The organism is Microbacterium sp. Leaf159 (genome assembly GCF_001423615.1).
In the GTDB taxonomy this organism is placed as follows: Bacteria; Actinomycetota; Actinomycetes; order Actinomycetales; family Microbacteriaceae; genus Microbacterium.
Genome location: NZ_LMOU01000001.1, coordinates 1,881,694 through 1,900,650, shown reverse-complemented (window position 1 = coordinate 1,900,650; position 18,957 = coordinate 1,881,694). Strand labels below are relative to the sequence as shown.

Annotated in this window: 14 protein-coding genes; 9 read left to right on the top strand and 5 right to left on the bottom strand. The window is 68.8% G+C overall.

Going from position 1 to position 18,957, the window contains the following annotated elements:
- Positions 1-16: 16 nt before the first annotated feature.
- On the bottom strand, positions 17-1,006 hold the full coding sequence (locus ASF80_RS08940; RefSeq protein WP_056309979.1) for a malate dehydrogenase: 990 nt from the start codon (positions 1,004-1,006) through the stop codon (positions 17-19).
- Between the two features lie 51 nt (positions 1,007-1,057).
- Between ASF80_RS08940 and ASF80_RS08935 the strand changes: the two genes are divergently transcribed.
- On the top strand, positions 1,058-1,942 hold the full coding sequence (locus tag ASF80_RS08935) for a neutral zinc metallopeptidase (protein ID WP_056309977.1): 885 nt from the start codon (positions 1,058-1,060) through the stop codon (positions 1,940-1,942).
- 44 nt (positions 1,943-1,986) lie between these two features.
- Entirely contained in the window at positions 1,987-2,949 is a 963-nt protein-coding gene (gene pip, locus ASF80_RS08930; RefSeq protein ID WP_200934754.1) for a prolyl aminopeptidase, read from the top strand.
- Positions 2,950-2,988: 39 nt separating this feature from the next.
- Here pip and ASF80_RS08925 read toward each other — a convergent pair whose 3' ends face one another.
- From ASF80_RS08925 to ASF80_RS08915, 3 genes are read right to left on the bottom strand one after another with little or no spacing between them, the layout of a single operon-like run.
- Positions 2,989-4,743: an aldehyde dehydrogenase family protein gene (locus tag ASF80_RS08925; RefSeq protein ID WP_056309976.1), complete on the bottom strand. Its 1,755-nt coding sequence runs from the start codon at positions 4,741-4,743 to the stop codon at positions 2,989-2,991.
- Between the two features lie 45 nt (positions 4,744-4,788).
- Positions 4,789-6,186: an MFS transporter gene (locus ASF80_RS08920; protein WP_056309974.1), complete on the bottom strand. Its 1,398-nt coding sequence runs from the start codon at positions 6,184-6,186 to the stop codon at positions 4,789-4,791.
- 53 nt (positions 6,187-6,239) lie between these two features.
- Positions 6,240-6,503, bottom strand: coding sequence for a glutaredoxin family protein (locus tag ASF80_RS08915; protein ID WP_056309972.1), 264 nt, complete (start codon positions 6,501-6,503; stop codon positions 6,240-6,242).
- 100 nt (positions 6,504-6,603) lie between these two features.
- On the opposite strand from ASF80_RS08915, the gene ASF80_RS08910 reads away from it, so the two are divergent.
- Complete coding sequence (locus tag ASF80_RS08910) at positions 6,604-6,996, top strand: SIP domain-containing protein (protein WP_056309970.1); 393 nt, start codon at positions 6,604-6,606, stop codon at positions 6,994-6,996.
- A gap of 69 nt (positions 6,997-7,065) precedes the next feature.
- On the opposite strand, the gene ASF80_RS08905 is transcribed toward ASF80_RS08910, so the two are convergent.
- Positions 7,066-7,527 carry an adenylyltransferase/cytidyltransferase family protein gene (locus ASF80_RS08905; RefSeq protein WP_056309968.1) on the bottom strand — a complete coding sequence of 154 codons (462 nt, stop codon included), beginning with the start codon at positions 7,525-7,527 and terminating at the stop codon, positions 7,066-7,068.
- 120 nt (positions 7,528-7,647) lie between these two features.
- Here ASF80_RS08905 and ASF80_RS08900 point away from each other — a divergent pair, with 120 nt between their 5' ends.
- From ASF80_RS08900 to ASF80_RS08875, 6 genes are all read left to right on the top strand, one after another.
- A complete protein-coding gene (locus ASF80_RS08900) occupies positions 7,648-8,862 on the top strand; it encodes a glycosyltransferase (protein WP_056309966.1) in 1,215 nt (404 codons plus the stop codon).
- A gap of 69 nt (positions 8,863-8,931) precedes the next feature.
- Positions 8,932-10,140 (top strand): lipopolysaccharide biosynthesis protein, encoded by a 1,209-nt coding sequence (locus ASF80_RS08895; RefSeq protein ID WP_056309964.1) that lies wholly within the window; start codon positions 8,932-8,934, stop codon positions 10,138-10,140.
- Positions 10,141-10,199: 59 nt separating this feature from the next.
- A complete protein-coding gene (locus tag ASF80_RS08890; protein WP_056309962.1) occupies positions 10,200-11,525 on the top strand; it encodes a YveK family protein in 1,326 nt (441 codons plus the stop codon).
- Positions 11,509-12,786, top strand: coding sequence for an O-antigen ligase family protein (locus tag ASF80_RS08885; RefSeq protein ID WP_056309960.1), 1,278 nt, complete (start codon positions 11,509-11,511; stop codon positions 12,784-12,786). The genes ASF80_RS08890 and ASF80_RS08885 overlap by 17 nt, the downstream gene beginning before the upstream one ends.
- Positions 12,787-12,844: 58 nt before the next feature.
- Complete coding sequence (locus ASF80_RS08880) at positions 12,845-13,477, top strand: hypothetical protein (protein ID WP_056309958.1); 633 nt, start codon at positions 12,845-12,847, stop codon at positions 13,475-13,477.
- A gap of 109 nt (positions 13,478-13,586) precedes the next feature.
- Entirely contained in the window at positions 13,587-18,923 is a 5,337-nt protein-coding gene (locus ASF80_RS08875) for a PKD domain-containing protein (RefSeq protein WP_056309956.1), read from the top strand.
- The last annotated feature ends 34 nt before the right edge of the window (positions 18,924-18,957 follow it).

Genomic DNA, 18,957 nt, shown 5'->3' with positions numbered 1-18,957 from the left:
GCTGCGCGGTGACCTTTCAGAGCATCCCGAGGGCTCGCACCGCTTCGCGCTCCTCGACCAGCTCCGCGACGGAGGCATCGATGCGGGCGCGCGCCCAGTCGCTGACCTCGAGTCCCTCGACGATCTGCCATTCGCCGCCGATCGAGCGCACCGGGAACGACGAGATCAGTCCCTCCGGAACCCCGTACTCGCCGTGCGAGATGACGCCGGCCGAGGTCCAGTCATCGGTGCCGTGCACCCAGTCGCGCACGTGCTCGATCGTCGCGTTCGCGGCCGAGGCCACCGACGACGACCCGCGCACCTGGATGATCTCCGCCCCGCGCTTCGCGACCCGCGGGATGAACGTCTCGTCGAGCCACGCGGGCACGTCGCCGACGATGGCCTCGAGGGCATCGGCCACCGGAGCGCCGCCGACCGTCGCGTGCGAGACGTCGGGGAACTGCGTCGCCGAGTGGTTGCCCCAGATCGGCACGCGTCGCACGGTGTCGACCGGTGCTGCCAGCGTCTGCGCGAGCTGAGCCCTCGCCCGATTCTCGTCGAGACGTGTGAGCGCCGTGAACCGTTCGGCGGGCACGCCGTCCGCGGAGGCCGCCGCGATGAGCGCATTCGTGTTCGCCGGATTCCCGACCACTGTCACGCGCACGTCCGACGATGCGTTCGCGGCGATCGCCGCGCCCTGGGGACCGAAGATGCCCGCGTTGGCGGCCAGCAGATCTCCCCGTTCCATGCCCGGCCCACGGGGACGCGCTCCGACCAGCAGTGCGAGGTCGGCTCCGTCGAAACCGACGGCGGGATCGTCGGTCACCTCGACATGCTCGAGCAGCCCGAAGGCTCCGTCCTGCAGTTCCAGGGCCGCACCCTCGGCGGCGCCGAGGCCCTGAGGGATCTCGAGCAGTCGCAGGCGCACCTTCTCGTCAGGCCCGAGCAGGTCTCCGGCCGCGATGCGGAAGAGCAGCGCGTATCCGATCTGTCCGCCTGCACCGGTCAGCGTGATCGTGGTCGTCATGACACGAGCCTACGACCGTGGCGGACCCCCGGCGCAGAGTACCCTCGTGGCATGACCTTCAACCCAGATGCCGATGTCTCCGGCAACACCGCCCGCCGTCGCGGTCGCGGCGCCGTCGTCGCCGGAGCCGGCGGTGTCGGCCTGCTCGGCATCATCGCCCTCATCGCGGGGCCGCTGCTGGGGATCGACCTGACGGGACTGCTCGGCGGCGGGGGAGCCACCGGGGGCGGATCCGAGCCCCAGGAGGGGAGCGTGATCGAGAACTGCCTCACCGGTGAGGACGCCAACGAGAACGTCGACTGCCGGGTGGCGAGCTCGCAGCTGGCGCTCGACGGCTACTGGGAGGACTACGTCGACCCGTACCGCCCTCCGCAGCTCATCATCGTCGACGGAGCGACCTCGACCGCGTGCGGTACGGCCTCCAATGCGGTCGGTCCCTTCTACTGCCCGCCGGACGAGACGGTCTACATCGACCCCACGTTCTTCGACCTCATGCAGCAGCAGTTCGGAGCATCCGCCGGCAACCTCGCGCAGCTCTACATCGTGGGGCACGAGTGGGGCCACCACATTCAGTACATCACCGGCGTCATGGACCGGTATCCGAACAACGGCACGGGTCCCGACAGCAACGGTGTGCGCATCGAGCTGCAGGCCGACTGCTACGCGGGTGCCTGGATCGGTCAGATGACGAAGGAGAAGGACCCGGACGGGGTCCCCTACCTCCAGGAGACGACCGAAGCCGAGCGCCAGGATGCGCTGAACGCGGCGAACACCGTCGGCGACGACAACATCCAGCAGCAGTCGTCGGGCTCGGTGAACCCGGAGAGCTTTACGCACGGCTCGAGCGAGCAGCGCAAGTACTGGTTCGCGAGCGGCTACCAGGAGGGGCTCGACGTGTGCGAGCAGCCCCTGACACTGACGGGAGACCAGCTCTGATCACGTCGACGTGATCACGACGGGCTTCTGAGGGAGGGAAGACGATGGACCTGGACGCGCTGTATCCGCCGATCGAGCCGTACGAGACCGGTGAGCTGCTCGTCGGCGACGGCCACCGCATGTACTGGGAGGTCAGCGGCAACCCCGACGGCAAGCCCGTGGTGTTTCTGCACGGAGGTCCGGGAAGCGGCACCTCCGCCTGGCAGCGCCGGTTCTTCGACCCCGATGCGTATCGGATCGTGCTGCTCGACCAGCGCGGCTGCGGTCGCAGCACCCCGCATGCGAGCGCGCCAGACGCAGATCTCCGCTTCGTCACCACCGCGCACCTCATCGCTGACATCGAGCTGCTCCGCCGCAACCTCGGCATCGAGCAGTGGCAGGTGTTCGGCGGATCGTGGGGGAGCGCGCTCGCGCTCGCCTATGCACAGGCGCATCCGGATGCCGTCAGCGAACTGATCCTCCGGGGCATCTTCACGCTGCGCCGCGAGGAGCTGGAGTGGTTCTACGAGGGCGGCGCGGCGGCGCTCTTCCCGGATCTGTGGGAGGAGTTCCTCGCTCCCATCCCGGTGCTCGAGCGGTCGCACATGATCGAGGCCTATCACCGGCGGCTGTTCGACCCCGATCCGGCCGTCCACGAGCCGGCGGCGGTCGCGTGGTCGCGGTGGGAGGCATCGACGGTCACACTCCGACCGGATGCCGCCCAGATCGAGGCGATGTCCGATCCGCGCGCTGCGACCGCGTTCGCCCGCATAGAGAACCACTTCTTCGTGAACCGCGGATGGTGGTCGGAGGGCCAGCTGATCGCCGGAGTCGACGGCATCCGCCACATCCCGACCGTCATCGTGCAGGGTCGTCATGACGTGTGCACGCCGATGATGACCGCGTGGGACCTGCACACGGCCTGGCCCGAGGCGGAGTTCGTCGTGGTCGACGACGCCGGCCACTCGGCCACCGAACCCGGCACCCAGCGGGCACTGCGCGCGGCGACCGACCGCTTCGCGAGCTGAGACTCCGCGGCGGACGGAACGCTCAGAGGCGGAGGCGCCTCAGGCGCGCAGCGCCTGCGTCAGCGTCTTCAGGAGCCCGACGATCCCGCCGTTCGCGCGGAACCGTGTGAGGCCCTCGCTCACCGCGGCCCCCGTGCGTGCAGACACGAACCACGGCGGCTTCGGGAGGACCGTCAGGCGCCCACCGCCGTTGACGATCGGCAGCGAACGCGGGAACGGCCGGAAGGGGCCGCGGATCACCGAACGCTCGACACCGTCGAGCAGCAGTGCGTTGTGGACGACCCCGATGCCGCTGCCGACGTCGCCGATCGTGCTGCCGGGGAAGGCCCCCCAGGTCAGGGTCGGGGTGATGAAGCCGAAGGCGGTCCATCCGTTGATCGCGATCGAGCCGTAGCGCAGCGCGGCGATGGCCCGGTCGAACCCGGCGCCGAGTGTCTTCTCGGTCGACGGGTCGATCAGCAGGTTGGCGCCGAGAGTGCCCTGCAGCCGATCGTTCGCGTAGGCCACGGCGGAGTCGAGGAATTCCTGCCCGGTGCCGGCGATCGAGACGACGCCCAGGACGGGAGCGAAGTACTCGGTGCTCTGCAGCGCTGCCGCGTCGTCACCCTGCTCGATCTCGACCAGCAGCCGGTCGCCGAGCACGAGGGCGTCGGGGTATGCCTCGGTCGCGAGGTCCATCCGCGAGGGTGAGCCGGGGTACCAGATCGGCCGCTCGGGGGCGCTGGCGTAGGCGCGACGCAGGGCCGCCCGGAAGTCGTCGGCCTGCGCCCAGTCCGACGACATGATGACGACCTGGCCGGCGATGCAGTTGTGGCCGCTGTTCTGCAGGCGCATGGTCGCGACATGCTCGGCCTGATAGGTGAGGTCGGCGGCCGTCCAGTCGCCGGGCACGATGATGATCGGCGACACGCCACCGAGCTCGGCGGTGATGGGCTTCTTCAGCTGCGGTCGGTTCTCGCGGCGCCGACGGGCGGCGGCCGATCCGGTGCCCCAGACGATCGCATCGAACGTCGCGGCGGAACCGGTGATGTGCACGTGGGCGAGATCGGCGTGACCCGTCAGGTAGACGCCCACCGCAGGCCCTCCGCGCACGATGCGCAGCAAGCCGAGGGCGATGAGCGGGGCGAATGCGCGCTTGTACACCGGCACGAGAGCATCCTGGGTCGGATTGACCTTGAGCAGGGCGGTGCGGTTGTGCGCGAGCAGCTCGTAGAGCACGTCGAGCACGGGGATCGAGGTGATGTTGCCGGCGCCGAGCACGAGCCCCACGCCCCCGGGCTCCGACGGCGTGCGCTGCGCGAGGCCCGCCGCCGCCCGCGCGCCGTTCGGAGTGATCCCGGGTTCGAGCCACACCTCGCCCGTGTATCCGGAGAGGAGGAACCGGTCGATGCCCGTGAGCGGGAAGGCGTGCACGCGAGAGCGTCCGCCGGGTGCCCGGTCGATCCTGACACCGTCGAGCGGATTCGTGCCGTTCGCGAGGCGCGAGAGGGTCTCGATGTACGCATCGAGCGCGCCGAGGACGCTGTACGGTCCGCTGAGCCATTCCTCGCCGCGCAGCGGATGCCGGCCGTCGAGGCCCTTGGACGCTGCGGCGGTGTTCGCCCAGTCCTCGGCCGTCGCGGCGACGCTCGTGCGCACCCCGTGCAGCAGGGTGACGCGCTGCGCGAGGGTCAGAGCCGTCCACGTGCGGCTGCCGACGTGGAGCTCGGCGATCGCGGCGTCGAGGCGTTCGCGCTCACCCTCCGGCAGGTCGGTGGTCGCCGTCGTGGCGGCGGGCGTGGTCGCAGAAGTCATCGGCGTCTCCTTCGGACGGGATCCCAGCTTAGGCCGGGCTCATGCTCACGCGTCGATGTCGGCGCGACGCAGCCGGTACCGGCGCAGCGTCAGCAGGCTCGCCGCCATGAGGAGGGCGGGAAGGATGCTGAAGCTCAGCACGATCCCCGTGATCGCCGCGTCCGGCTGCTGCGCCGTCGTGCCGGCGACCGTCGACACGTACCCGGTCGCCGCGAGGGTGAGTGAGACCGCCGTGGCGCCGAGGGCGAAACCGACGGTCTCGCCCGCCGTCCACACCCCCGTGAACGTGCCTGCCTGGCCCCTGCCGCTGATGCGCTCGTCGTGCGAGATGACATCGGGGAGCATCGCCATCGGCAGAGACTGCAGTCCGGCGTACGCGACGCCGGCGAACCCGATCGCGCCGTACATCCAGGTGCCGGGCATCCAGGCGGCCAGGACGAGCGTCGCGGCGGCAGCAGTGAACAGGATGCTCGCGATGGCGAAGGCCCGCTCCTTGCCGATCCTCCGCGCGACGATCGTCCAGACGGGTGTGGCGATCAGAGCGGGGCCGACGAGCGCCAGGAACACCAGGGTGACGGCATCCTCGCTGCGCAGCACCCAGGTGGCGACGTACTGCGCGGCGGCGAGCATGGTGCCCGTCGCCAGTGCCTGCAGCAGGAACGTGCCGAGCAGCGCGCGGAAGGGCTGGCTGCGGCGCAGGGTGCGCACGCCGGCCGCATACTGCTCGCCGACTCCGGCCGGCGCTGTGAGCGCGGGGCGATCGACCTCGTCAGGGCGGTGCGCGGCGGCCGTGCGGTGCGCGGCGGCATCCGCGGTGCGTGACGCGATGAGCATGCCGACGCCGATGGTGACGCCCGCGACGACGCCCATCAGCAGGTACCCCGCGACCGGGTCCGACCCGGCTCGGCGCAGCTCGGGTCCGCCGGCACCGAAGAGCAGGATCGCTGCGGTGAGCACGACCACGCGCCACCCGAGCAGACGGGTGCGCTCGTCATAGCCCGAGGTGAGCTCGGCGGGCAGTGCCACGTAGGGCACCTGGAACAGGCTGAACGACGTGGCCGTCGCGAGGAACGCGAGGAGCACGCAGATCGCGCCCGCTGTGGGCCCCCACGACGGGGGCACCGCGAAGGTGAGCGCGAAGAAGACCGGGAGCGTGAGGGCGCCCACCACCATGAAGCCGCGACGGGAGCCCGTTCTCGCGTACTGGCGATCGGATGCCGCACCGATCAGCGGGTCGATGATGACGTCCCAGATCTTGGCCGCGGTCACGATCAGACCGGCGGCGAGGGCGGCGACACCGAGGTTGTCGGTGAGGAAGTACGTCAGCACGAGACCCGGGAGGGTCGCGTATCCGCCCGTGCCCAGCGAGCCGATCGCGTACAGGGCGACCGTGCGGGCGGACAGGCGGGCGGATGCTCGTTCAGGCCGAGCCGCGGTGCTCATCGCGCCAGTGTAGCGGTGCGCGAGGAGCCCGCAGCGGGGTCAGATGAGCGGGGTCAGATGAGCGAGAGTTCGCGCAGCTTCGACTCGACGTCGGCGTTCGAGGGCTCGACGTGGTGCGAGGAGTCGGGGTAGAGCACGACGGGGATGTTCGTGCGTCCCGAGATCTCCTTCGCGACGTCGGCGGCCGACGGGTCGGCGACGAGGTCGACGTAGGTGTATTCGACACCGAGGCCGTCGAGCTGCTTCTTGGTGCGGATGCAGTCGCGGCACCAGTCGGCGCCGAACAGTGTGATCGCGGATTCTGCAGGAGAAGTCATGTATCCAGGGTAGAGCCGCATGGCTGGACGGGCGCCGAGTCGGGCACGGCGAGAACTCGACCATTGCTCGGTAAGGGTAGCCTTACCTATACTTGGTCACATGAACACTGCGTGCGAGCACCTCGAGGATCCGGACTGGGAGCACATCGAGGGGGTCGTGCTCATCGCCGGGGACTCGACGGATGCCGCAGCGATCGCGGCCATCGCCGCTCGCCTGCCCTGGGATGCGGAGGGGGTCATCATGCTGGAGGCGGCCGCACGCATCCAGTTCCGCCACATCGATGTGCCCGAGGGGGTCTCGGTGCGGTGGCTGCTGCGCGGCGACGGCATCCGCCAGCACGCGAAAGGCGAGCGGCTCGCCACCGCGGTGCACTCGTGGTGCGTCGAGTGGACGTGCTCGGAGCCGCCTCTGCAATGGACCGTCTGGCTCGGCGCGCACACTCCGCCGCACGTCGCGCGCATGGCTCGCAGCCTGCTCGACGTGGCCAACTGATCACGACGACTCAGCGCCGACGAACCGTCACGCCCGCACCCGCGACGTTGAGGGCGCGGGCGCGCGGAGTCAGCGCGTCGCCAGCGCCGGAGTGCCGGTGGCCGTGGCGCCGGCGCTGATCGCATCGAGCGCACGCCGCAGCGACGAGCTCGACGTGTGCGCCGTATAGGGGAAGTAGACGACCTCGACGCCGACCTCGGCGAACTCGCGTTCGAGCCGCAGGCCCTTCTCGGTGCCGCGCCAGTCGTCGCCCTTGAAGAAGTGCGTGAACTGCACGTCTCGCCACGAATCCATCTTCGACGGAGTGGTCTCGACGTACACCTCGTCGACGAACGAGATGTGGCGGACGATCTCCGCTCGCTCTGCGGTCGGGATGACGGGCTCGATGCCCTTCACCTGCCGCAGCATCTCATCGCTGACGACACCGGCGACAAGGATGTCGCAGTGCTGCTTGGCGTGACGAAGAAGGTTGAGATGCCCGACGTGAAACAGGTCGAAAGCACCCACGGCATAGCCGATGCGCGTCCCCATGATCTCCCCAGATCAGTAATTCCCCAGAAGGCGGATCCCCATCCGCCCAGCGACTCCCACAGCCGCACCCGCTCAGCCTAGCAGGTGCCGGGTTTCTCGCCCATAGCAACACATGGAACTATGGATGCCGCAGGAATCGCCGGCGCACGTGAAGGGGGAGGGCCCGTGGGGACAGCGGTCACCGTCATCGTGCCGACCTTCAACGAGCGCGACAACGTCGCGGAGCTCGTGGCCAGGACCGCCGTCGCGCTCGCCGCGTACGACGCCGAGATCCTGTTCGTCGACGACAGCACCGACGACACGGCGTCCGAGGTCGAGCGCGTGGCGGCCGATGCTTCTCTTCCCGTACGCGTCATCCACCGAGACGAGAACACCGGTGGACTCGGCGGAGCGGTCGTGGTGGGGCTCGAGGCCGCGGCATCCGATCTCTGCATCGTGATGGACGGCGATCTGCAGCATCCGCCCGAGCTGCTCTCCGCTCTGCTGGCCCGGCATGAGGAGGGCGAAGCCGACGTGGTGGCCGCCTCGCGGTATGTCGGCGGCGGTGACACGAGCGGCCTCGGCACGGCCGTGCGCTTCGGGGTGTCGCGGACGGCGACCTGGCTCACGCGCGCGATGTTCCCGATCCGGCTCGCCCGCAGCTCCGACCCGATGACGGGCTTCTTCCTCGTCGACCGCACCAGGCTCGATCTCGCGACCCTCAAGCCCCAGGGCTTCAAGATCCTCCTCGAGATCCTCGCCCGCACGGACCTGCGCATCGCCGAGATCCCCATGGAGTTCGCCGAGCGGCGGCACGGCACCTCGAAGGCGAGCCTGCGGCAGGGCGCCACGTTCCTCGCGCATCTGACCCGCCTGCGCTTCGGCAAGATGTCGCTCTTCGCGCTGATCGGCGTGATCGGAGCCGTGGCGAACCTCGGCATCATGTGGCTGCTGACGCTGGCCGGTGTGCCCTACATCTGGGCGGCGATCATCGGCGCCGAGATCACCATCATCGGCAACTTCATCCTGCAGGAGCGATTCGTCTTCGCCGACATGCGCACGGATGCGCGCGGTCTGGGCGGCCGATTCGCCGCCTCGTTCACGTTCAACAACGTCGAGGCGGCGCTGCGCATCCCGGTGATGGCCCTGATGGTCGAGACCTGGCACATCTCGAGCGTGCTCGCCACGGGGCTGTCGCTCATCGTCGCGTTCTTCGCACGCTTCCTCTTCCACTCGCTCGTCGTGTATGCGCCGAAGAGGCCCTCGAAGACGGATGCCGAGCCGAAGGCCGACACCGCCACCCTGCGCGTGATCCGGGCGATCGACGCAGAGGCGATGAAGCCGGGCGAGCTCTAGGATCCCGTCGACCGCACCCGGACTCCGACGCGACGGGTCGCGTGCGAGGATGTCAGGCGGGGAGGCGACATGAAACGCAAGGCTCTGGGGGCCGTCATCGCGCAGGCGGCGCAGGCCGGGATCGGTCTGCTGCTGCAGATCCTCGTCGCGCGACTGCTCGGCATCGAGGAGTACGGACGTTTCGCGATCCTGTACGGCGTCGTGATCGTCGCCACCGCTGTCGTCACCGGCCTCGTCGGCGACTCCCTCGTGGTGCTCGACCGCTCGAAGCGCACGATCAGGGCAGGCCTGGAGGCGATGCTGCTCGCGACATCCGTGGCGCTCGCGATCGGCTCCTTCCTGATCGCCTGGCTCACCGGATTCTCCGATGCGTGGGAGTCGGCCCTGTTCGCCCTCGCGCTCGCCGCCTTCGCGGTCGAGGAGATCGTCCGACGGCTGCTGATCGCGCACATGTCGTTCGTCCGCACCGCGATCACCGACGTCGCAGGCTTCGTCATCGCGCTCGCGATCATCCTCACGGTGCACTTCACGGGAACCCTCTCGCTCGCCGCGTTCCTCGGCGGGATCGCGGCGGGGCAGGTCGTCGCCACGTTCATCGGCTGGTTCCTCGTGCCTCGTGACGACCGACATCTGGTCGGCCTCCGCGGCGCGGACATCGCCGCGGTCTGGCGGTACGGCATGTGGCGGGGTCTGCAGCAGGTGCTGCGACCGAGCCTCTTCACCGTGCTGCGCCTGCTCGTGCTCGCCGGTGCGGGCCTCACCGCCGTCGGTCTGCTCGAGGCCGCTCGCACCTACACGTCGCCACTGATCCTCGTGATCGGCGGGCTCTCGTCCTTCCTCTTCGTGCGCTTCGCCGACCAGCACAAGGCGGGAAAGAGCGGCTCGGTGCGCGAAGCCGACCGCGTCGTGGTCTTCCTGCTCGCAGGCACCGTCGTGATGAGTGCGATCGCGGTCGTGCTCATCCCGTGGGTGAGCCCGCTCCTGTTCGACGTCGAGGTCGATCCGCTCGCGGTGATCGCCTGGCTCGCATACGGCATGTCCGTCGCGATCGTCACGCCGTACGGGGCGCTGGGAGCGGTGGCGGGACGCCAGATCGCGGTGTTCCTCATCCGCCTCTCGGACACACTGCTCGCGATCATCGCCGTGATCGTCATGATCGCCCTCGGCGCGGAACCGTCGACCCTGCCGTTCGCGCTCGCCGTGGCATCGATGCTGGGCGGTCTGGGCCTGCGATGGCTGGTCGTCGCGGGCGGTCAGTCCGAGCGCCCCGCGCGGTAATCGTTCACGAAGCGGCCAATGATAGGTTTAGGCCCTGTCTTCGACTGAGGGGGTTGGCGATGGAAGATGTCCCTTACGGACGTATCCTGCGCGAGGGATGGATTGTCATCGTCGTGCTCGCGGTGCTCGGAGCCGGCATGGGGTGGCTCGTCACCAAGGCGCTTCCGGAGACCTATGCGGCGACCTCGACGCTGCTGCTGCGCGTCGACTCGACCGAGGCCTCGCTCTTCGAGCGCAATCAGTTCAGCCTCGCGCGCATCAAGTCGTACCCGCCGCTGGTCGACAGCCCCGAGGTCATCGACGCGGTCCGCGCCGACCTCGACCTCGATGAAGACGAGTACCCCGACCGCGACATCCGCCGCATGCTGTCCGCCGAGAACACGGCAGACACCGTGCTGCTCATCGTGCGGGCGGATGCGCCGACGGCCCAGCTCGCCACGGACATCGCGAACTCTGCGGCGACGCACCTCTCGGAACTGATCGGCGAGACCGAGAACGATGAGGACGACGCGCGCTACACGGTCGCACTCGACCAGGTGCTGCCCGCCGTCGCCCCGCTCGCGCCGATCTCGCCCCAGGTGACCGCAATCACCGGCCTCGGTGGCATCGCCGGGCTTGCGCTGGGTGCCATCGTCGCGGTGTACCGCACGACGACCAACCGTCGCCTGCGCACCATCTCCGACGTCCGACGCTCGTCGGGACTTCCCGTGATCGGTCAGATCCCGCGGCGCAGCCGCCTGCACCCGGAGTCGAACACGGGCGCGATCATGGCGTACGAGGAGGCGGCCGGAAACCTCGTCGCACTCGCCGGCGGTGGCATGCGCACGCACATCGTGGTCCCCGCCTCCGACGGCGCGATCGACGACGACGCGGTCGCGGGCATGCTCGAAGCCCAGCGGCTGATCGGTGCGAACGCCTGCGTCATCGATACTCGCGAGACGCACGTCGCCGGGAGCGGGCACACCCTGAACGAGGTGCTCGACGGCGAGCCGATCGCCGACGGTGAAGAGGGGAACGCGATCTTCGTCGCGGACGACCCCATCGCACTCGAGACCCTCGTGACCGAACTGCCCGACGTCATCGCGGCGATGCACGAGGACTTCGACGTGGTCGTGGTGATCGTCGATCCCGGAGCATCCGCTCTCGTCGAGCAGCTGGTGGGACCGGGCGCCGGCGTCATCATCAACGTCCGACACAATGCCACGTCCGCGACCGACCTCGTCGCCGTGACGACGCGTCTGCGGGTCATGGGTCTCCGGCCGGTCGGCGTCGTGATGCTCCACACCGGGACGAAGTCCCTCGGCTCCATCGCGGAGTCCTGGCGGGTCTCCGACCGTGACCCCGCTCTCGCGGGCACGGGAGTCTCGCATGCCCGAACCGACTGATCTGACGCGTCAGCCCCGACAGCAGTCGGCGCACCACCCCAGCACCGCCAGAGTGACGGCGGTGGCAGGCCTCTACGTGCTGCTGATCGTGAGCGTGATCCCGTGGCGCAGCGCCACCATCTACAGCGGTGGTGTGGATGCCGTCGTGATCGCGAAGGCGCTCATCGCCGTGATCGCGCTCGGCGCGACCGTCGCGCTCGCTGTCAGGACGCGTGAGCGCGTCGCTGTCGGGATCGCCCCTGCAGGTGTGATCGCCGTGGCGCTCCTGGTCAGCGTGCTCGGCTCGATCCTCGCCGGGAACGACTCCTCGACGATCGTGCTCGTCGGCCGCATGTTCGTCGTGATGGCGACGATCCTGCTCCTGCTGACGTGCGTTCCCTGGGTGACCAGCATCGCCTGCCTGCTCGCGGCGATGGCGAGCGTCGCCGTGGTCGCCGCTGTCACCGGCGTGCCGACGCTCGCCTCGACCGGTCGTCTCGGCGGCGGCATCCCCGAGATCCACCCGAACGAGCTCGCGGGCCTGGTGGCCGCGCCCATCGTCGGCCTGGTCGTGCTGATGCTGCGAAACGGCATCCGGGTCTGGCGTCTGACCGCGGCCGTCATCCTGGTCGGAATCGCGGTCGCCAGCGGATCGCGCACGGGGCTCCTCGCGATCGGGGTCGGCATCGTGGTCGCTGTGCTCGTGAACGGCATCCGTGATCGCAGCGTGCTGTACATGCTGATCGGCGTTCTTCCGCTGGGGTACGGCATCGCGTCGTTCACCGATGTGTTCAGCAGTCTCGCCACCAGAGCGGGCTCCAACGACACCTCGACGGCCCTCGATTCCCGCTTCGACGTGTGGCGCGTCGTGATCGGATGGGACTGGGGTGAATGGCAGAAGTGGATCGGCATCGGCCTGTCCGCCAAGAAGATCCCGGTCGACATCAAGTGGCGGGACGAGCAGGTGCTCGACAGCAGCTGGGCATCGCTGCTCGCGCAGACCGGGCTCATCGGCACCGCGCTGATCGGGGCGCTCATCGTGTGGTGCGTGGCGAGCGCCCTCATCTCGTCGCGGAGGCGCTGGCTCGTGGCGCCGCTGCTGACCCTGGTGATCATCCGCTCGGTGACCGAGAGCGGCCTCGTCGACAGCGCCACGGCATTCATCCTCTTCTTCACCGTCGCGTCTCTGCTGACCCACAGATCCAGACACGCGGACGACCCGGTCGGGCCGCAGTACGACGCGGTCGACGGACGTCGTCACCGCCACGCGACTCTGACCTAGAATGACGGAATATTAGGGTCCTGGATGCTCGACGCATCGCCGGGCGGAGGAGGCAGCCATGACGGATTCGCTCAAGGAGCCGCAGCGGCGGATGGGCTGGCGTGGATGGGCCCTCGTCGGAGTGATCGCTGTGCTGCTCATCGGCGGGATCGTCTGGGGAGTGCTGGCGAACAGCAGCGCCGGTCCGGCTGACCCCGGTGCCTCGGCGAGCCCCGGGCCCACTCCGACTCCGCAGGCGACCGAATTCGAGACCCCGTCGCCCGGTACCACCGACGGCGTGGCCAAGCCGGACGACGGCGAAGAGGTGCCGTTCGACGAGCCCGCACCTGCTGTCGAGGGCGTCGTCGCCGAGGTCACCGCGCTCGAGTCGATCACGGCGGGCAATGACATCCCCGGTGAGCCCAGCGGCCCGGCGATCCAGGTGACCGTGCGGCTGACGAACGGGTCGGACAAGCCCGTCGACACCGCGGGGGCGAACGTCACGATGACCTACGGCGGAGACGACCGCCTCCCGGCCGCCGGTCTCGCCGGTGACGGAACCTCGGTCTGGCCGGCGTCGATCCCGGCCGGCGGCAGCGCAGACGCAGTATTCCAGTTTGCAGTTCCCTCTTCTCCTGACGGGGACGTGCGTGTTATCGTCGATATATTGGCCGCTGTGCCAAACGTCGTCTTCGTCGGCCCACGACCTTAGGTCATGCCGCCGGACGACGGATTACTGGGGAATTATCGTTCGGTGCCAATGTAGGGGTTGAGCGCGAACGGTCCATCATCTGGGGAGATGAACGATGGGCAATACAGCAATGTCTTGGGGACGCCGCACGCGTGGGGCCTTCGTCGCGATCGCGATGACGCTCGCCGTGGCTTTCGGGTCTCTGGTGGCGATGTCACCCGCACAGGCGGACGTGAGTCCACCGGCCGGAGAGGCGTCGACGGTCACTGCCGATTCGCTGCCGACGGTGCAGATCAACGGCATCGTCTGGGATCAGGCGGTCGTCGGCAACGTCGTGTACGCGGCGGGCAAGTTCACCAGTGCCCGCCCCGCAGGGGCCGCCGCCGGAGTGAACGAGACCCCCCGGTCGAACCTCCTCGCCTACGACATCCGCACGGGTGTGCTGATCGCCTCGTTCGCGCCGTCGATCAACGGCCAGGTGCGTCAGGTAGAGGCGTCGCCCGATGGCACGCGCCTCTACATCGTGGGTGACTTCACCACGGTGAACACCCAGACCCGCAACCGCGTGGCCGCGTTCGATCTGCCGAGTGGAACGCTCTCGTCGTTCAACCCGAACTCCAACGGCGTCACGTCGGGCGTCGCCGCGACCAACGACACCGTCTACATCACCGGTACCTTCGGTCGCGTCTCGGGCAACGACCGCTCCGGTGCCGCGGCATTCAGCCGCGCCGGCGCCCTGCTTCCCTGGGCTCCCGTGCTCGAAGGGCGCCAGGGCCGTGTCGTGACCGTCTCTCCCGCGGGCGACAAGGTGGTCCTCGGCGGCAACTTCCAGACTCTCAACGGCAGCTCGAACCCCGGATACGGCCTCGCCATGGTCTCGGCATCGGATGCGTCTCTCCTGCCGTTCTCCGCGAACAACGTCGTCCGCAACGCCGGACTCGACGCCGCGATCCTCTCGCTCAAGTCCTCGGGCGACGACATCTACGGCACCGGTTACGTGTTCGGTGCCGGTGGCAACCTCGAGGGCTCCTTCCGTGCATCCTGGTCGAGCGGCAACCTCGTCTGGGTCAACGACTGCCACGGCGACCAGTACGACGTCGAGCCGATGGGCGACACCGTCTACGCGGCCGGGCACTCGCACTACTGCGGCAGCCTCGAAGACGGCTTCCCGCAGAGCGACCCCTGGACGTTCTACCGTGGCCTCGCCGTCTCGAAGGATGTCGCGCGGACCACTCCTTACGGCCTGAACCTCGGCTACTACGACTTCGGCGGCAACCCCGCACCCAAGCTTCTCCACTGGTTCCCGAGCTTCAACGCCGGCAACGTCAGCGGCGCATCGCAGGGCCCGTGGTCGGTCTCGTCCAACAGCGAGTACCTCGTCTACGGCGGTGAGTTCACCCGCGTGAACAACACAGGGCAGCAGGGTCTCGCGCGCTTCGCGGTGACCTCGAAGTCCACGAACGCACAGGGCCCGCTCCTGTGGAACACGGCATGGCCCGCATCGGCGATCGCCCTCACCGGCGGATCGATCCGCGTCAGCTGGCCCCTCAACTACGACCGCGACAGCGAGTTCCTGAAGTACGAGGTGCTCCGCGACAACGTGGTCGTCAAGACCTATGAGAACGTGCGGTCGAAGTCCTCCGACTGGGGTCTGCCTCCCATGGCATACGTCGACACCACGGTCACGAACGGCACGAGCTACACCTATCGGGTGCGTGCGACCGACAACGAGGGGCACACGATCCTCGGCGGGACCACCACGGTCACAGCATCCGGCTCCGCAGCCCCGAGCGCATACCGCAGTGCGGTGCTCGGTGACGCGCCGCTGAGCTACTGGCCCCTCGATGACTCGTCGGCCACGCTCTCGTACGACTGGGCCGGAGCATCCGACCTCGCCATCCGCAGCGGTGTGACCCGCGGCACCTCGGGGGCCATGCTCTCCGACTCGCGCAGCGCGTCCGACTTCGACGGCTCGAACAACGGCTTCGCCTCGACGACCTCGGCGATCGCCGGTCCTGACACCTTCGGTGTCGAGGCCTGGTTCAAGACGACGAGCACCGACGGCGGCAAGATCGTCGGATTCGGCAGCAGCTCCACCGGCACGTCCGGCAGCTACGACCGCCACGTCTACATGGAGCCGAGCGGACGCGTCACCTTCGGCGTCTACCCCGGCTCGTCGCAGACGATCAGCTCGGCGAGTTCCTTCAACGACGGTCAGTGGCATTACATGTCGGCCGGCCTCAGCGACGGCGGCATGGTGCTCTACATCGACGGCGTCCGTGTCGCTCAGCGCACCGATGTCACCTCGGCCCAGCCGTACAACGGATACTGGCGCGTCGGTGGCGACACCTCGTGGGCCGGTGCCGCGTTCTTCGACGGGCAGATCGACGAGGTGGCCATCTACGGTGCCCCGCTGACCCGTGAGCAGGCGGCGGCGCACTACACCGCATCCGGTCGTGAGCTTGAAGGCGCGACCGCGCCCGCGGATGCATACGGTGCAGCCGTCTACGCGGCCGACCCCGCGCTCTACTGGCGACTCGGTGAGTCGACGGGAAGCACCGCGGCCGATGCCTCCGGCTACAACCAGAAGGGCACGTACTTCGGCGGCATCAGCAAGGGTGCCGACGGGGCGCTCGCCGGCGTGACCAACAAGGCGGCGTCTTTCGAGGGCGGCCAGGTCATCAGCCAGAACTCGTTCAGCAACCCTCGGTCGTACTCGCTCGAGGCATGGTTCAAGACGAGCACGACGACCGGTGGCAAGATCATCGGATTCGGCAACAGCTCGGACGGAAACTCGTCCGGATATGACCGCCACGTCTACATGACGCCGGACGGCAAGCTCATCTACGGTGTCTGGGTCGGTTTCGCCGAGACGCTGCAGACCTCCGCGTCGTACAACGACGGACAGTGGCATCAGGTCGTCGCGACCCAGGGCTCGACGGGGATGCGCCTGTACGTCGACGGCGTGCTCCAGGGCTCGAACGGTCAGACCAACGCGCAGGACTACACCGGGTACTGGCACGTCGGCGGCGACGTCACGTGGGGTCCGGGTGACTGGGAGTTCGACGGATCGATCGACGAGGTCGCCGTCTACCTCTCGCCGCTCACCGGAACGACCGTCTCGCAGCACTACGCGCTGGGAACCACGGGCGCCCCCGCGAACATCGCGCCGACGGCGAGCTTCACGAATGCCGTGACCAAGCTCGGCCTCGCGGTCGACGCATCGGCGTCGGCCGACGCCGACGGCACGATCACGGGCTACAGCTGGAACTGGGGTGACGGATCGCCTGCGGGCTCCGGCGCCACGGCGACGCACACGTACGCCGCAGCAGGCTCGTACACGGTGACCCTCACGGTCACCGACGACAAGGGCGCGACAGGCACGCAGACGGCCATCGTCGAAGCCGTGGCCAACCAGGCTCCGGTGTCGTCGTTCACCTCCGCCGCCGCCGACCTCAAGGTCGACGTGGACGCGAGCGCATCGCAGGACACCGACGGCACGATCGCGGGCTACTCCTGGAACTGGGGCGACTCGACCGCGGTCGGGACCGGCAAGACCGCGACGCACACGTACGCTGCGGCCGGCACCTACACGATCACCCTCACGGTGACCGACAATGAGGGCGCCACCTCGCAGACGACGGCATCGATCACGGTGACCGCGCCTGTGGGTGCGGTGACCTACGCGTCGGACTCGTTCAACCGCACGGTGGCCAGCGGTCTCGGCACCGCGAACACCGGGGGAGCGTGGACGCTGTCGAACACGGCATCCAACTACCTGGTCAGCGGCGCCTACGCGGCGTTCCAGCAGCCCGCCGGAGGATCGCAGCGGTACGCGTACCTCACCGGAGTCTCGGCGACGGACACCGCGGTCGACGTCGATGTGGTCCTGCCGCAGCGACCTGTCGGCGGCAGTGCGTACTACACGGTCTCCGCTCGGCGTATCGGGACGGACGACTACAAGTCGCGCATCATCGTCTCGCCGACCGGCGGGGTGCAGCTCCAGCTGCAGCAGACCGGAACCGTGCTGACGACCGTGTCGACCGGGCTGACCGTCAACGCCGGTGACGCACTCCACGTGCGCACCGAGGCGACGGGCACGTCTCCGACGACCATCAGGGCCAAGGTGTGGAAGGTGGGAACGGCCGAGCCCGCGACGTGGACCTCGACCACGACCGACTCCACGGCTTCTCTGCAGTCCGCGGGTCACGTCGGACTCGGCGTCTACCTCGGCGGTTCGGTCACGAACGTGCCGTTCCAGACGCGGTTCGACAACTTCTGGGCGGGTTCCACGACCGGCGGTCCGACGCCTCCGGCGAACCAGGCTCCCGTCGCGGCGTTCACGAGCTCGGTGAGCGGCCTCGCGGCGACCGTCAACGGATCGACGTCTGCGGATGCCGACGGCACGATCGCCTCGTACGCCTGGGACTTCGGAGACGGAGCGACGGGCACGGGAGTCACGCCGGCAGCACACGCATATGCCGCTGCAGGCACGTACCAGGTGAAGCTGACGGTCACGGATGACAAGGGTGCGACCGGAACGGTGACCAACGCGGTCACGGTGACGGCTCCGGCCCCGGGCAACCAGAACCCCGTCGCCTCGTTCACAGCCACACCGAGCGACCTCACCGTTGCTGTCGACGCCTCGGCGTCGGCGGATCCGGATGGCTCGATCGCCTCGTATTCGTGGAACTTCGGTGACGGCGCGACCGCCACCGGGGCCACGGCCTCGCACCCGTATGCCGCCGCAGGCACCTACACGGTGACACTGACGGTGACAGACAACCTCGGTGCGGTGAACACCGTGACGAAGTCGGTCACGGTCGTCGCCCCGGCGGGCGCCGCCTTCGCCGCCGACGACTTCGGTCGGGCCAACGGCACGCTGGGAACGGCCCAGACCGGTGGCGTGTGGACGCAGACCAGCGGTGCAGGAGTCGTGGCAATCGACAACGGGGCCGCGAAGTTCACGACATCGGCGGCGGGCCAGACCCGCACCGCGTCGCTGAACGCCGCGACCTCGACGAGCACCGACCTCACGTTCACGGTCACTGCGCCGGCGATGCCGGCAGGTGCGCGCGTGTACGTCGCAGCCCTCGCTCGCGTCGTCGGATCGGACGACTACCGGGCGCGGTGGCTGATCGGAGCCGACGGAACGGTGACCGCGCAGCTTGCTCGTGGCGGCACGGCACTGGTGTCGCAGAACATGACGGGCTTCACCTTCGCCGCCGGAACGATATATAACGTGAGGGTGCAGGCATTCGGGGTCGGAACGACCACGCTCCGCAGTAAGCTCTGGGCGGCGGGGTCGCCGGAGCCTGCTGACTGGCAGCTGACGACGACCGATTCGACCGCCGCACTGCAGAGTCCCGGGTACATCGGCATCTCGACTTACGCCGGATCCGGATTCAGCAGTGTGCCGTACACCCTGACATTCGATGACTTCCGCGCACGAGGAGTGACGCCCTGACTTTCACAGATTCGTACCGGAGTCTCTCTGCTGC